Here is a 15,181-nt window from a genome sequence, read left to right as displayed (position 1 = left end):
CTATGAATTCCGACCTTAAAAATAACTCTAATCCTGCTTTCTCCGGAGAATCGCTCCTTACCCGATTTTCATCCTTCTTTTATTACATTTCAAAAGTAGGGCAATATGAAGCTCTGATTTTATGGAGGAGCTGGTTATTTCGTATTTTCTCGCTGCTGATTTTGGCTATTCTCGTCCTTTTCGATGTTTTTGGGGTATTGGGCATTGCTGAATCGGAAGCCTGGAGTGGCCGGTATATGTGGGGAGGTGTGTTTTACATGAATTTTTACCTTTTCACGGTTGCTCAAGTGGTAATTGCCGCTTTTTTATCTGCTGATTTTCTGGGTAGAGAGCGTAAAATGGATACCACAGAAGTGTTTTATACACGTCCCATGTCGAATTTGCAGTATGTATTGGGAAAAACCTGGGGTGCGCTGATGGTTTTTATGGGCTTAAATATGGTGGTGGCGTTGCTTGCAACAGTGGTAACTCTCATCTCACCGGATGCCGTTTTTGTATGGCAGGCAATATTTATTTATCCTTTCATCTTTTCTTTGCCATCGCTTGTTTTTATTTTGGGCTTTTCTTTTGTGTTGATGGTGCTGGTTCGAAATCAGGCGGTTGCTTTTGTGATAGTTTTGGGTTTCGGAGGGATGGTGCTTTTTTACCTGGGTAACATGCATTGGGGGATATGGGATTTTATCGGCTTTTTTATTCCGGGTTATTATTCCGGCTTTTCCGGGCTTTCCAATCCTGATTATTTATTGTTTCAGCGTGGTGGTTATTTCCTTTTAGGCTTATTGGGGATTTTACTTACTGCTTTTTTTCTGCCACGCTTGCCCGGTACCAGACGCCGTTCAGGTTCTCTCCTTTTATTTTGTGTTGTCTTAACAGGTGGGGCCGCGTTTTTATTTTTCAACATTGTTTCAAAAGGAATTGACGGACAGGATCTCAGGGAAAGAATCAGAGGTACAGAGAAATTACTTCCGGCTTTACCTGCTTATTCTGTTGATTCCTGTTATCTGCGTGTACATCACGACGGAAATGACCTTATCAACGAAGCCCGGTTGTTGCTCAAAGAAAAGAGGGCCTCGGATACATTGTTCCTGCATCTCAATCCCGGCTTTGAGATAAGTTCTGTTACACTGAACAATCAACAGGTTCCTTTTACTTTCTCAGATGGGATTATAGCTGTAGGTACATCTTTGGTATCTGAGGATGATTCTTCCGGAATTACCTGTAAAATAGTTTATTCGGGTCATCCTGACAAGGAGGCCATTTACCCTGAATTTGAAAAAGAGAGAGAGGCTTTGAGTCGCTTTGAACCTCTGATTGGCGGCAAAGAACATTTTTTCATCCGGTCTGATTATGTTTTGCTTACACAGGAGTCGGGATGGTATCCAAAGGTTGCCTGGCGCAATTTTCGTCAACAGCCCGATTTTACCAACTATGTACTTGATTTTTCATCAGGTAACAATCTGGAGGTTATTTCGCAGGGGGCAGGGGTTGATTCCGGTGAAATGGTTCGCTATTCATCAGGCAAACCACTCAATGCTTTGACATTGATTGCGGGGTATTATAAAACCGATACTTTGCTGGTGGACGGAGTGGAATATTCACTGTCAATCCATCGCGACAATGATCTGTTTGAAGAGGCTTTCGGGGAGTTGGGAGATACCATTCCCGCGATCATCAGAGACTTGAAAGGTCAATATGAAAGAGGTGTAGGTCTTGAATATCCATTTGAGCGGTTGAAGCTGATTGAGGTGCCGGTACATTTTTACACCTACCTGCATTCGTGGCGCACCGGGACTGATCACATCCAGCCGGAAATGGTTTTGATTCCTGAAAATGGAGGAGGACGTTGGTTTCTGGATGTGGGAAATACACTGAATGATTTTAAAGATGAAGCGGAGTCACAGGGAGAGGAGGTTGATGAACAGGAAGTACAGACCAAGACGATGATGACAATGGCCGGAAATCTGTTTTTTTATCCGCAGTGGAATGTGTTTTCGGGATCTGAGGCGGATGGACGATTGATGACTGAGTGGAATCGGTTGCAAATATTTCCCCTCTACTACTATCATGCCTACCAAATAAGAGAGGAGGGATGGCCTGTTTTTCAGATAATGATGGATGAAGCACTGCGCCAGCAGGCAAAAAGAGAGAAAAATGAGGGGTGGAGGGCTGAACGTGATCAATATAAAGGGTTGCTGGCATTGAGAGAGAGGAGCATTTCGGAGTGGTTGACACGCGAGAATGCTGGTGATACGGTGGCAGGAATTCTTAATTTGAAAGGGATTCATTTCTTTTCAAAGATTTCTGCGCAAAACAGTCAGGATGATTTTGTCGGAGTCTTTGAATCTGCATTTTCCAGGTTTCGATTCCAAACAGGGAGTCCTGAACAATGGCTTGAAATGGCCGGAGAAGGCGGTCGTTTAAAAGAAGAATATCAATCCGTGATTACCGGGGAGGAGCTTGCTGCCTTTCAATTTGGCAACGTAAAAGCATCTACTTTCCGGAATCAGGGGAAAAAGCAGTTTCTCGTTTCTCTGGAGGTGAGCAATACCGGGAATGTGGACGGCATTTTGAATACAGAAACGGCATTTCTGGATCTTTCCGAGAACAACAACCGTTCGTTTTCACAATGGAGGTATCAGGCTCTTAAAGAGGAGGATAATACGGATAAAAAGTTCTATGTAGTAGGAGCAGGAGAGCAGTTGCGCATAAAGCTGGTTTATGACAATCAGCCGCGTGAATTGAAAGTGTTTACCGGTGTTTCACGCAATATTCCCCCGGTTTTTGTTTTTCCTTTTACGAATATCGGGGAGGAACTCTTCGATCTAAATCCGAAGGAGGGTGTGGAAAATGTTGATTTTGAAATTGGTAAACAGGATGGGGGGCAGACCTACGTGGTGGATAATGAGGATGTTGATTTCGAAATCAACAGTCGCGATGAGGTGAAAACCCTGAAAGACTTGTGGCTTAGACGTGAACGTAAAAAGGCGGATAAATACGAGATGTTTTATTACTGGCGACCCCAAGCGGTCTGGACCAATACCCTGGCTCAGAATTATTATGGTGACTATTTACGGTCTGCAGTTCTGAAAACATCCGGAAATGGCAATGATATGGCACGCTGGAAATGCGAACTCCCGGAAGCAGGCCGGTATGAGATTCAGGTTTATATTCCCACAGGCTTAAATACCGGATGGAGGAGCCGTAATTCAGGAGGTCGTTTTCATTACCTGATTCATCATGCCAACGGTGAGGAAAAAGTTGAGACCCCGCCTGTTCGTGAGCGCAGTGGCTGGGTTTCTCTGGGAAGGTTCTTTTTTAATGAGGGAGATGCAGTGGTGGAGTTGTCTGATGAATCGGAATTTCCCTATGTGGTGGCTGATGCGGTAAAATGGGTTAGAACAGACGGTTAGGTTTTGAGGTAGTGGAGAGACAGAAGATAGAAGGCAGAAGGCAGAAGATAGGAGTTAGTTTATAGTCAGTAGTTAGTAGTCAGTAGTCAGTAGTGGGTAGTGGGGATTTTAGTTATAGGTATATTGATCAATCTCTACCAACCCTCAAAATACTGAAATGTCCCGTCATTGCGAGTAAGTACCTCAACTAAATTTTGAGGCATAATGAGAATATGACAGATCTGGGAGGTCCCTGGAAGGGGCCAATTTGAATCGAAGATCGACGATAGTCAATAACCCCGGGTGGGTAATCCGGGGTTGGCATAACAAATGAATCAGGTCTCCGGATGGGGGCCAATAATTAATTGTCCGATTTTTTGTTTATTACAAAAATCTGTCATTGCAAACGTAGTGAAGCAATCTCAATTTTTAACCGGACACCAATGATAAATTATATACGAATGAACTTAACACTAAGGATTTTGAAGGTATCACTGCTTTTTCTCATCCTGTCTGTTTCTACAGGTGGTAAAGCCTATGCCCAGCAGGTGTTGACGCTTGAAAAAGCTTTGAATTACGCCCGACAGGAGAGCCCGGATATCAAAAAAGCCCGGCTTAATCTGGAACAGAGCAGAGAGAACCTGATTGCCCGGAGGGCATCTCTTAAATCGAGTTTCCGGCTTAATCTGACTCCCATAGAGTACAGTCACAACCGTCAGTACAATGACCCGTTGTCCGAATGGTACACCACCGAAAGTTTGAACAGCTACGGAACATTCAGTGTGCAGCAACCCATCGCTGTTACTGATGGAGTCCTTACTTTGAGCAACAGTTTGCGCTGGCAGGATTCTCAAAGCAATAGTTCGTTTAGCGGAGATCCTTTCCGCGGATTCAGTAACAACCTGTCTCTGCATTTGGATCAGCCTTTGTTTACCTACAACCGCACCAAAATGGAACTCAAGGAGCTGGAGTATGCACTTGAAAATTCACAAATCAATTATGCTCTGCAGGAACTGAATTTGGAACGTACCGTTTCACAGGCGTTTTACCAGGTGTATGAGGCGCAGGTGTCGGTCAATACAGCTCGTGAAGAGTTTGAAAACAGGTCGCAGAGTGTGGATATTATACGAAATAAGGTCGATGCCGGCCTGGTGGCCCGTGAAGAGTTGCTTCAGGCGGAACTGGATCTGATGACCAGTCGTTCAGGCTATCAAAACAGGCAGGTGGAACTGGAGAATGTTAAAGACCAGTTTAAACAGATGCTGGGAATGCCGTTGGAGGAGGAAGTGCTTGTTTTGGCCGAGGTAAATGTGATGGCAGTGGATGTTGATCTGGAAAATGCCATGCAAAGGGCCGTCGAAAACCGCTTGGAAATCAGACAACGAAAAATTGATATTGAAGCAGGACAGTTCGATATTATCCGCACCAATGCACAAAATGAATTTAAAGGGAACATTGGCGTTTCTGTAGGGCTCTTCGGGGAAAATGAAGAACTGACCGGCGTATTTGATCGTCCCACAGACAACCAGAACATCGGTTTCTCGCTTGAGATTCCGCTGTGGGACTGGGGCGAGAAGAAAGCCCGTATGAGAGCAGCTCAGGCAGCTCAGCAAATCAGGGAAATAAATATGGATGATGAGAAAATAAATATTTCCCTGACCATCAGACAGGTGCATCGTAGTCTGAAAAATCTGTTGACCCAGATTGATATTGCCCAAAAAAACCTGGAGAATGCCAAACTGACGTATGATATTAATCTGGAGAAATATAAGAATGGTGACCTTACAAGTATGGATCTGAACCTTTATCAGAATCAGCTGACACAGAAAAAAACAGACCTGACAAGTGCCCGAATCAGCTACCTGCTTGAATTGCTAAATATGAAAATTCAGACGCTCTATGATTTTGAACGTGGGGAGGGGATTGTGCCTGATTTGTCGAAGTATTGATTTGTATCTGTCCATAAAGTACCACTTGCGGCGTTATACTTGCCGCCAAAATACTCATTTACGCAAGTAAACTGCGCTTTTGGCGGCTTCGCAAGCCTTGCAATTGGCACTTTCTGACCAGACACATGACTAAAAACAAACTATGCTTAATTTATAGATAGTACCAAATTTTAAAAGAATAAAGCGAACATATATAAGTTCTAGTATGCGAGTTCGATCTGACATTAACAATTAAATTTTATACGGATGAAACGAGCATGGCAACGATGGCCTCAAAAGAGAATGTAAACAATCAACCATGCGAGTTCCATCAGACCAATAACTTAGATAAATTATTTGCTGATGAAACGAGCATGATATTTTTTAAATATAAATATCACAAGAGAATATGTTTAAAAGAATATTATGCGAGAGCGAAGCGGTTCCATTCGTTCTCAAATTTTTAATTAGTTCTTTATCACATAATTACAAAATTTTAAACGGATGAAAAATATAATTGCTGCTTTAATCTTCGTTGTAATTCTTGCCGGTTGTGGCAATCAGAATCAACGTTTTAATATGGATGTGGCTGTTGATGTAACAGTTCAGAATCTCTCGCCCGGTACGGTGAGAGAAGTGGTAACCGTTACAGGGGACTTACTACCGGCCGGATCTGTAACACTGACCAATGAAATGTCGGGAGAATATTTTCTACAAACAAATCCTGCAACAGGCACTCTTTTCAGAATGGGCGACAGGGTAAAAAAGGGAAGTGTGATTATCAGACTGGAAGACAAAGCCTATCGAAATACCACCGACATTGAAGGGGAGCGACTCAACCTGGAAATATCGGAACAGGAATATGAAAAGCAGAAAGCCTTGTATGAAAAAGGAGGCGTTACGCAAAGAGAATTGGTAAATGCAGAACGTAATTTGGTAAGTGCCCGAAAAACCTATGAAAATGCACAAATCAATCTGGCAAAGATGAGCATAGACTCGCCAATTGACGGGGTAATCACTTCTTTGCCATATTATTCACAAGGGGTAAGAGTCCAGCAGGGAGTAGAGATGGTCAGTATTATGAATTATGACCGGATGATTTTAAATGTAACCCTTCCTGCAGCTTCTTTCGGCAAAGTGAAGGCCGGCCAGACAGCCTTTATTACCAGCTATTCATCAGCTGAAGATACTGTAACAGGAACCATATCACAGCTTTCCCCTGCCCTGGATATTGCTACCCGTTCTTTTAAAGGAAGGATATCTGTTCAAAACAGCACCAATCTCCTGCGTCCAGGAATGTTTGTCAATGCCGGCATAGTGGTGCAACAGAGTGACAGCACCTTATCGGTACCTCCCAATGTGGTTTTATCACAGATGGGCGGAAAGTTTGTTTATGTGGTGGATGGAGAAACTGCCCGGAAACGCATTGTGCAAACCGGACTGGAGAACAAAGATCGTGTTGAAATTGTGGATGGTCTGGAAGCCGGTGAACAGATTGTGGTTAAAGGTTTTGAAACCTTGCGGGACGGATCTAAGGTAAAGATTGAAGATGAGGTGAAGTGAGTGGGGAATGGCTCTTAGCTCTTGGGTCTTAGCTCATCTCTCATAGTTTATGGAACCCAATGGGCAGGGATGTTAATTTGATATTTCTAATTAGAGCCTACTGAATAACATATAATATCTTACAAATAAAGAATTTAATAGGTGGGAATTTATTTAAAGTGCAAGGTTTTTCAAGTAAATCATTAAATAAGTCTGCACTTGAGAAGGTAAAATATCAACAACTTACTGGTTACAAGCATGTTTTATCTTTGAATGAGTTTTACTGTTCAAAAGGCGGGGAGGCCTGTCCGTTTTCCGGGCCGGCGGTTGGCGAGAAGGCTTAATGGGCGATTTCAAGGCCTTGCGGGTTAGCCGGAAATTAAGCTTGATGCGGGCGGATAGGTTTAAACGGACTATACTTTTTTGTTTTTGGGGCAATGCCAAAAAGAAAATCAATAAAGAAATAAAAAATTGGTCTGCTGACTTTTTCAGTAGGCACTAATTAAAACATAATGAGAAGTTTACCTCGATTTTCTATAAAAAATCCTGTTACGGTATCCATGATCGTTCTGGCGGTGTTGTTGCTGGGATTTATCTCATATTCCCGTCTGGGAACCAATCTGATGCCCGAAATTGATAATCCCCGGTTGTTTGTGGATATAGATGCAGGGGAACGTCCTCCGGCTGAAATTGAAAAGCAGTTGGTGGTGCCCATTGAGGCACTTGTGGTTAGACAAAAAGGAGTGGCCAATGTGGAGTCGGGAATCATGGCCGGCAGGGCCCGGTTGACCATCTCTTATTCCTGGGACAGTGATATGGATCAGGCATTTCTTGAGCTTCAGAAAGTTTTGTCGCCCTATTCCAATCGGGAGGATGTGGAAGAATTGAATATTTCCCGGTTCAATCCAAATGCTGACCCGGTGGTGCAGATTGCCCTGTACGATTCGCTTGGACGAAATTTGAATCAGTTGCGATTGCTGGTGGAGAATGTGTTACGTCCTGAACTGGTGCGCCTGGAGGGAGTGGCCGATGTTGCCCTTGCCGGCGAGCGTGAATTTGTTGTGGAGGTTCAGGCAAACAGCAGTGCCATGAGTGCATTTGGTATTACGCTGGAGCAGATTGCGGGGAAGATTAATGATTTCAACCAGAATGTAAGCGGTGGTTATATTGAAGAGAAAGGACAACGATATGTGGTAAGGGGAAGTAGCGCTATTTCAAAACCTTCCGATATAGAATCTCTGGTCATAAAAATGGCCGGGACGGATCGTGAATCAGGAAATGCAGGTTCGCCTGTTTTACTGAAAGACATTGCTGATATAAGAATAATGGAGGATCGTCCTTCAAGTATGGTGAGCATTGATGGGGAAGATTGTCTGGGTTTATACATTTACAAGGAAAACCGTTACAATACTGTTGAAATGACCGGTTCTGTATTTGAAACACTGAATGAATTTTCTTCCAACCATCCGGGGATAAAAATGGAGATAGTCGAAAATCAGGGTGAATTTATTGAGGCATCGGTTGCAGAGGTGAGTGAAAGTGCCATGCTTGGAATTCTTTTTGCTGTGGTGGTACTGTTTCTATTTCTCCGGAACTGGGGAGCAACGCTTGTTGTGAGTATTGCCATTCCGTTGTCGGTGGTGGCTACCTTCGGATTAATGTATTTTAATGATTTGACACTTAATCTGATGACTCTTGGAGGGCTGGCGCTTGGAGCCGGAATGTTGGTCGATAATGCGATTATTGTACTGGAAAACATCTACCGCCTGCTGGAAAAAGGGAAGTCGCTCAAAGATGCAGCCATTGAGGGGGCCGGCAGTGTGGGTGGTGCCATCGTGGCATCTACGCTAACCACCGTGGTTGTTTTTTTACCCATTGTTTATCTCCAGGGTGTTTCAGGTGAGTTTTTCAAAGATCAGGCCTGGACCGTGGCGTTTAGTCTTTTTTGCTCATTGGGAGTTGCCCTGATGGTGGTCCCCTTGTTGAGTACCAAATTGATTGGACGGAAACGGTCGGTGGCAACATCAAAACCATTGAAATGGGGATTTTATCATAAAATTTTGAGAAAGGCGCTGGACCATAAAGGATTTGTACTTATTTCAGCAGTTCTTCTGATGGCCGGTAGTTATGCTTTACTTCCTTTTGTGGGCTCTTCTTTTTTACCTGATGCTTCTTCTGATGAGCTGGAAATTGAAGTAACCCTGCCTCCGGGAACACGCCTGGAATCGACCAACGAAACTCTTTTATCGGTATCGCAGTCGATTCGTCAGATAATGCCGGAGGGCTCCCTTCGGTGGATTTATGCGCATTCGGGACCTGCGGTGACAGAGTCGGGACAATCCTTCTCAAGGGGAGAAAATGAGGGCTTTTTGAAGGTTGCCTTTTCTGAGGTATCCAAATCAGCTTCCGGGGTATTGGCTTCTGCACTGGACAGTTTGTTTGCCGGTGTTAACGGGCTGGAATTACATTACGGACAGACAGAGCCCGCACTGCAGTCACTTTCGGCCAATGATGAGTCACCTTTTGTACTTGAAGTCCGGGGGGCTGATGCCGATGTTTTAAAAGCTACTACCTCAGAAATTGCCGATATGCTGAGTCAATCATCTGATTTAATTAATGTTTTCACCTCATTTGAGGAGGAGGCCCCGGAAATAGATATCCGCATTGACCGGATGAAAGCCGGAATGCTTGGATTGAGTATTCAGAACATTATTTCACAGGTTCAGGCATCACTTCAAAAGCAGGATGCCGGTTCTATTGAGGAAAGTGGGAATCGTACTGAAATAAAAGTATCGGGTAAGGAATTGAATATTGTTGATCTGGCCTCGCTGGAAATTGTCAACGGTGATGCGATTTATCGCCTGAATGAACTGGCCCGCATTGAAGTTGGTCATGAACCGGGAGAAATTCTCCGGGATAATCAGAGCAGAGTGGGGAAAGTTTACGCAGGGGTGTTGCCGGGTGAACCGTTCGATAAAGTAGTAGAACGAGTCGAGGCACTGGTAGCAGATATGGCGATACCTCCCGGCTATCGGGTAGAGGTAACCGGGGATGAGCAACGCAGAAAAGAGTCTTTTTCACAACTTTTGTTTGCTCTCATGCTTTCTGTGGTTTTGGTTTACATGGTAATGGCCGCCCAATTTGAGTCTCTGATACATCCCTTTACCATTTTGCTGACTATCCCATTGGCAGGAGTAGGGACCATTCTGACTTTTTTGTTGCTGGGAATCAGCTTTAACATTATGGCTTTTATTGGTGTGGTAATGTTGGGGGGTATTGCGGTAAACGACTCCATTATTTTGGTGGATGCCATCAATCAATATAAAACTCAGGGTTTACAGTTGCGTGAGGCGGTGCTGAATGCCGCCCGTGATCGGCTGCGACCAATCCTGATGACCTCCCTGACCACCATGCTGGCTCTTTTTCCTTTGGCCTTGTCCATAGGGCGCAGTGCTTCATTGCGCTCGCCGCTTGCTATTGCCGTTATTGCGGGTCTTTTTACTTCAACCTTGCTTACACTGGTGGTTATTCCGTGCGTTTATGAATTGTTCGACAGAGACGGACGCAAACAGAGGAGAGCGATATGAAGCAACTGATTAACAGGAAAGTTCTTGTAAGCATGTTTTTTGTGGCGCTCACCATGCTGGGCGTTATCAGTTACCGATCCTTATCGGTGGAGCTGATTCCTGCCATGGAGTTGCCGGTTCTTTTTATTCGCGTGATGGCACCGGTGGAGCGTGATCTCCAGTATGTGGAGCGCGAAGCTGTCATCCCTCTTGAAGGGGCAGCCGGACGTCTGGATAAAGTGGAGAAGATTGAATCGCGGGTTATGCCGGATGGAGGTATGGTTTCTGTCTATTTTGCGCAGCAGGCCGATATGAGGTATGCTTATCTGAAACTGAGCGAACAGGTGGATGCTGTCAGAAGTCGGTTGCCGGAGGGATTTATGGCCGAAGTGATGCGGGTGGATATGGAGCAGATCAATACTGAATTTATGCAGATTCAGGTGATAGGAGAAGGAGGGGCTGACCGTATTCGCACACTTCTTGAGCAAGAGGTAAACGATCGCTTTATGGCGGTTGACGGGGTGGCCTCGGTACAGGTATTTGGTGGGCGTGAGAAGACCGTAACGGTTAAGGTGAATCGCGATGAGTTGGAGAGTTACGGTTTGACGATGAATGATATCCGTCAACAGATCAGATCCGGTCAGCAATCTAAAACTTTTGTGGGAGAGGTGCATCAGCACGGAACCCGCTTCTTTGTCAATGCCGGCGCTGAGTATTTATCACCAACGGATATAGGACAAATTGTTATCAGGGAAGATGGACCATTGCTGCTTTCCGATATTGCTACTATCAGTTACGGATTGCGCGAACCTGATTCTTTTAGTCGTGTTAACGGAAATGATGTGGTCACCATTTCGCTTGTCAGAGAATCTCAGGTTAACCTGATTGAGTTGTCCGATAAAGTGAAAGATGAATTGGCTGCTGTCAATGAGGATTTTGCTCCCCGCGGACTGACTTTGGAGATTCAGTCAAACTCAGCTGAGGAGATTGAGAAAAACATAGACCAAATCATCCAACTTGCTCTCATCGGTGGCTTGCTGGCCATATTTATTTTGTGGATATTTCTCGAGAATCTGCCCCTGGTTTTGGTGGTAATGGTTGCAATGCCCGTATCTGTGTTTGGGGCATTTAATTTTTTCTATGCAGCTGATATAACTATAAATATGCTGACCCTTATAGGGCTGGCGCTTGCTATGGGGATGCTGATCGACAATGGGGTGGTGGTGATGGAGAATATTTACCGGATGACTTCGCGTGGAGGAAAGCCGGAAGATATTGTGGTGAAAGGAACCTCAGGTATCTGGCGATCAGTTACTGCGGCAACATTTACTACCATTGTTGTTTTTCTCCCCTTTGTTTTTGCAACCAATCAGGTGCTTAGCGAAGTGGCCCGTCATGTGAGTGTATCGATTGTGTCAACGTTGCTGGTCTCATTGTTGGTGGCGCTGGTGTTGATTCCAACCATTGTCAATGCCATTTTGAAACGTCAGAAGGGACATTCGTGGCGGCTCTCGCGGCTTCCGCTTCACAATCATTTGGTACAGATCTATATCCAGTTGCTGAAAGGTGGATTGCGTCATCCTGCCCGTTTGGTGATGGGCGGATTGGGGCTCTTTTTTCTGGTTGCTTTTCTGAGTTTTGCCTACAGCATTGCCGGTAACAAGCCTGTAGAAAAGAGCACTGTCGAGGTAAATGTAAGTATGCATGAGGGTTCAACATTGCAAAAGGCTGATGAACTGATACGAACCATGGAAGAACGCCTTGCAAGGTTGAATCTGCCAGCCGATGTGATCAGTAAAATCTATACCGACAGGGCGGTGATAACTGTAGAGGTGGATAAAGATTCCATGGATTATCAAAAGCTCTCTTTTCAGGAGATCAGGTCAAAAGTTGAGAATGAGTTGTGGGTGGAATGGCCGGGTGCTTCCGTTAGTTTCGATACGGGAGGAGAGAGTGGCGGTGGTGGTGCCGGCATGGGCGGTGGTGCAATGTCGATGCTTGGTCTTGCTGATGAACAGCGGCAGGTGGTGATAAAAGGTGAGAATTTTAATGATATGGTGCTTACCGCCAATGACCTGGTGGACCTGATGAAAGAAAACCTGACAAGTCTCGATGGTGTCTGGGTGGAGGGAAGCTGGCAGCGTCCGGAAGTTATGCTCGATCTGGATCCATACTGGATGGGGATAAATGGAGTGCAGCCGGCTCAGGTGGTTGCACAGTTGACCACCTTGTCGCCTCAAACAGAATCAGGAGGCACTTTTAAGGCCGACAATCAGGAGTACGACATCATGCTTGCATACGAGCAGACAGAGGAAGACTCGTTGGAAAGAGCTAAGGCTGCGGATATGCAAACCCTGGCTGATACCCGGATCAGAACTGGCGGCGGGGAGCGTGTAGAACTGGAGTCGTTTGCCGATATTGCTTTGCAAAACAGTGAGTCTCAATATCACCGGGTAAATCAGGAAAAACAGATTGTGGTTCGGTTTACCATGAAGAAGGAGGTGGAAGGATCCCGTGAGCTGGAAGAGATTGCTCTAAAGGAGATTGAGGAGTTGTTACTTGTCGCAGGCCTTCCCGAGGGTGTTACTGCCACTCTTCAGCGAGACGAATCCACCAAAGAGTATTATTTTCTGGCCGGGATGGCCATTTTGCTGATATTTATGATATTGGCATCTGTTTTTGAGTCATTTTCGGCGCCCGTGGTGATGTTGTTTACCATTCCGCTGGCAGCGGTGGGATCTATGCTGGCACTACTTTTTACAGGTAACTCGTTGCTCAATTTTAATACTTTTATCGGATTCCTGATTTTACTGGGAGTCGTGGTTAATAATGGTATTATTCTGATTGATTATGCGATGCAGCTTCGTCGCTCCGGCGTATCTGTAGTACGTTCCTATATGGAAGCCGGGATGGCTCGTTTGCGTCCAATCCTGATTACTGCCACAACCACTATTGTTGCCATGCTGCCGTTGAGTCTGGGGGAGGGAGAATACGTGGGTGCTTTGGGAGCGCCTTTTGCCATAACGGTAATCGGGGGGCTGGTTTTTAGTTCTGTACTTACCCTGGTTTTTGTTCCTGCGTTTGGATTGGGATTGGAAAGAGCGCTCAACTGGATTCGTTCGCTTAAACAGGTATTAAGAGCTGCTTTGATTGGTGTTTGGATTTTTCTGTTTGTATGGATCTGGTGGGGGAGTGATATGTCGGTTCTTTGGCAAATGGTAACCACTGTGTTGGCGGTTGCCGGTGTGCCGTGGGTGCTTTGGTTTGCCCTGAATAGTCTGAAGCGTGCCAGTAGCAAGTTGATAGGAGATGGCGATGATATCCGGATTAATATCAGAAATATTGTGAAGGTTTACGGGCGTCCAAACCGTTTCAGGCGGGAGTGGAAGCAACGAACGAATCTCAGACATCGATTACTTAAAGTACCACTCAGTTCTGCTGAGTTGCGTGCAGGTCTTATCTGGCAGATTCCTTTACTGGTTTTTCTCAGTTGGTTTTCACTAATCTATCTTGAGGATGGTTTCTGGCAGCTGTTCTTTTGGGTGGTCAATTATTTCGTTATTGCAGGCTATTTTGATGTTTTGCACCAACGGTGGTTCAAATGGCGTTTTTCTGCCGGACATTTGATCAATCGTCGCAGGTTTTTGAAAATAATCCGGTGGACGTGGAGAATTGGTTATCCGTTGGTTTTATTGTTTGTCATGTTGCAAAGCTGGAAGAATCAAGGTGGAGCTGTTACCATTATTGTGCTGTGGATCATTATCGGATCCGTGGTGTTGGTAAGTAAGAAAACCCGTGCCGGCAGTTTGAAACCTGAAATGATTCGTGGCTGGTTTAAAGTAATTCGGCGTCGGTTTGTGAAGTTGGTAATGTTGTTGCCGTTTGCAAAGGAAGCCAAAGAGCCGTTTAAGGCGGTAAAAGGGGTTTCTTTGGAACTGTCGAGTGGTATGATCGGACTTCTTGGACCCAATGGTGCAGGAAAAACGACCATCATGCGTACATTGTGCGGAATACTGGATCAGAGCTATGGAAAGATATTCATCAATGGTTTTGATACCGCCGATTACAGGGAAGAATTGCAGGGGCTCATTGGTTATCTGCCTCAGGAGTTCGGAACGTATGAGAATATGACGGCCCTGGAATTTCTGGACTATCAGGCCATTTTAAAGAATATTACAGATGAGACCTTGCGTGAAGAAAGGGTTCGCTATGTGCTGAAATCAGTACACATGTGGGAGCGGCGCAACAATAAAATAGGGGCTTATTCGGGAGGCATGAAACAACGAATCGGGATAGCCATGATATTGCTGCATCTTCCGAGAATTCTTGTTGTTGATGAACCCACCGCCGGACTAGACCCCAGGGAACGCATACGGTTCCGGAACTTGCTGGTGGAGCTGAGTCGCGAAAGGGTAGTGGTTTTCTCCACGCATATCATTGAAGATATTTCCAGTTCGTGCAACCAGGTGGCGGTAATGTCGAAAGGCGCCTTGCGCTATTGGGGAGAACCGCGCGACATGGTGAACATAGCTAAGGGGAAGGTCTGGCAGGTGGAAGTGTCGCCGCATGAAGTAGAGGAAATGACACAGCGGTTTACTGTCATCCATCACATGAACCAGGGCGGACAGGTAAGGTTGCGCTGTCTTTCTTCCGAAAAGCCTGATAACCGTGCCGTGGAGGTAACTGCCGTGTTGGAGGATTCTTATTTATGGTTGTTAAATAGTGTTTGTCCATAAAGTACCATTTACTACGTTAC

At 45.2% G+C, this 15,181-nt stretch carries 5 protein-coding genes; all 5 read left to right on the top strand.

Features of this window, described 5'->3' with window-relative positions:
• Positions 1–2: 2 nt before the first annotated feature.
• Complete coding sequence (locus BY457_RS08010; protein WP_106152809.1) at positions 3–3,410, top strand: golvesin C-terminal-like domain-containing protein; 3,408 nt, start codon at positions 3–5, stop codon at positions 3,408–3,410.
• A gap of 440 nt (positions 3,411–3,850) precedes the next feature.
• Positions 3,851–5,338, top strand: coding sequence for a TolC family protein (locus tag BY457_RS08005; RefSeq protein WP_106152808.1), 1,488 nt, complete (start codon positions 3,851–3,853; stop codon positions 5,336–5,338).
• A gap of 483 nt (positions 5,339–5,821) precedes the next feature.
• Positions 5,822–6,880 (top strand): efflux RND transporter periplasmic adaptor subunit, encoded by a 1,059-nt coding sequence (locus tag BY457_RS07995; RefSeq protein ID WP_106152807.1) that lies wholly within the window; start codon positions 5,822–5,824, stop codon positions 6,878–6,880.
• Between the two features lie 491 nt (positions 6,881–7,371).
• Entirely contained in the window at positions 7,372–10,446 is a 3,075-nt protein-coding gene (locus BY457_RS07990; RefSeq protein WP_106152806.1) for an efflux RND transporter permease subunit, read from the top strand.
• A complete protein-coding gene (locus tag BY457_RS07985) occupies positions 10,443–15,161 on the top strand; it encodes an efflux RND transporter permease subunit (protein ID WP_106152805.1) in 4,719 nt (1,572 codons plus the stop codon). The genes BY457_RS07990 and BY457_RS07985 overlap by 4 nt, the downstream gene beginning before the upstream one ends.
• Positions 15,162–15,181: the final 20 nt, after the last annotated feature.

Origin of the sequence: Marinilabilia salmonicolor, assembly GCF_003003035.1 — a bacterium.
GTDB lineage: Bacteria > Bacteroidota > Bacteroidia > Bacteroidales > Marinilabiliaceae > Marinilabilia > Marinilabilia salmonicolor_A.
Note: the sequence above shows the minus strand (reverse complement) of the source record. Positions and strands in the feature narration are given on the sequence as shown.

What these genes read in the sequence shown, in the direction of transcription:
- BY457_RS08010 (WP_106152809.1), top strand. Translation starts at nt 3, where the DNA reads ATGAATTCCGACCTTAAAAATAACTCTAATCCTGCTTTCTCCGGAGAA.
- BY457_RS08005 (WP_106152808.1), top strand. Translation starts at nt 3,851, where the DNA reads ATGAACTTAACACTAAGGATTTTGAAGGTATCACTGCTTTTTCTCATC.
- BY457_RS07995 (WP_106152807.1), top strand. Translation starts at nt 5,822, where the DNA reads ATGAAAAATATAATTGCTGCTTTAATCTTCGTTGTAATTCTTGCCGGT.
- BY457_RS07990 (WP_106152806.1), top strand. Translation starts at nt 7,372, where the DNA reads ATGAGAAGTTTACCTCGATTTTCTATAAAAAATCCTGTTACGGTATCC.
- BY457_RS07985 (WP_106152805.1), top strand. Translation starts at nt 10,443, where the DNA reads ATGAAGCAACTGATTAACAGGAAAGTTCTTGTAAGCATGTTTTTTGTG.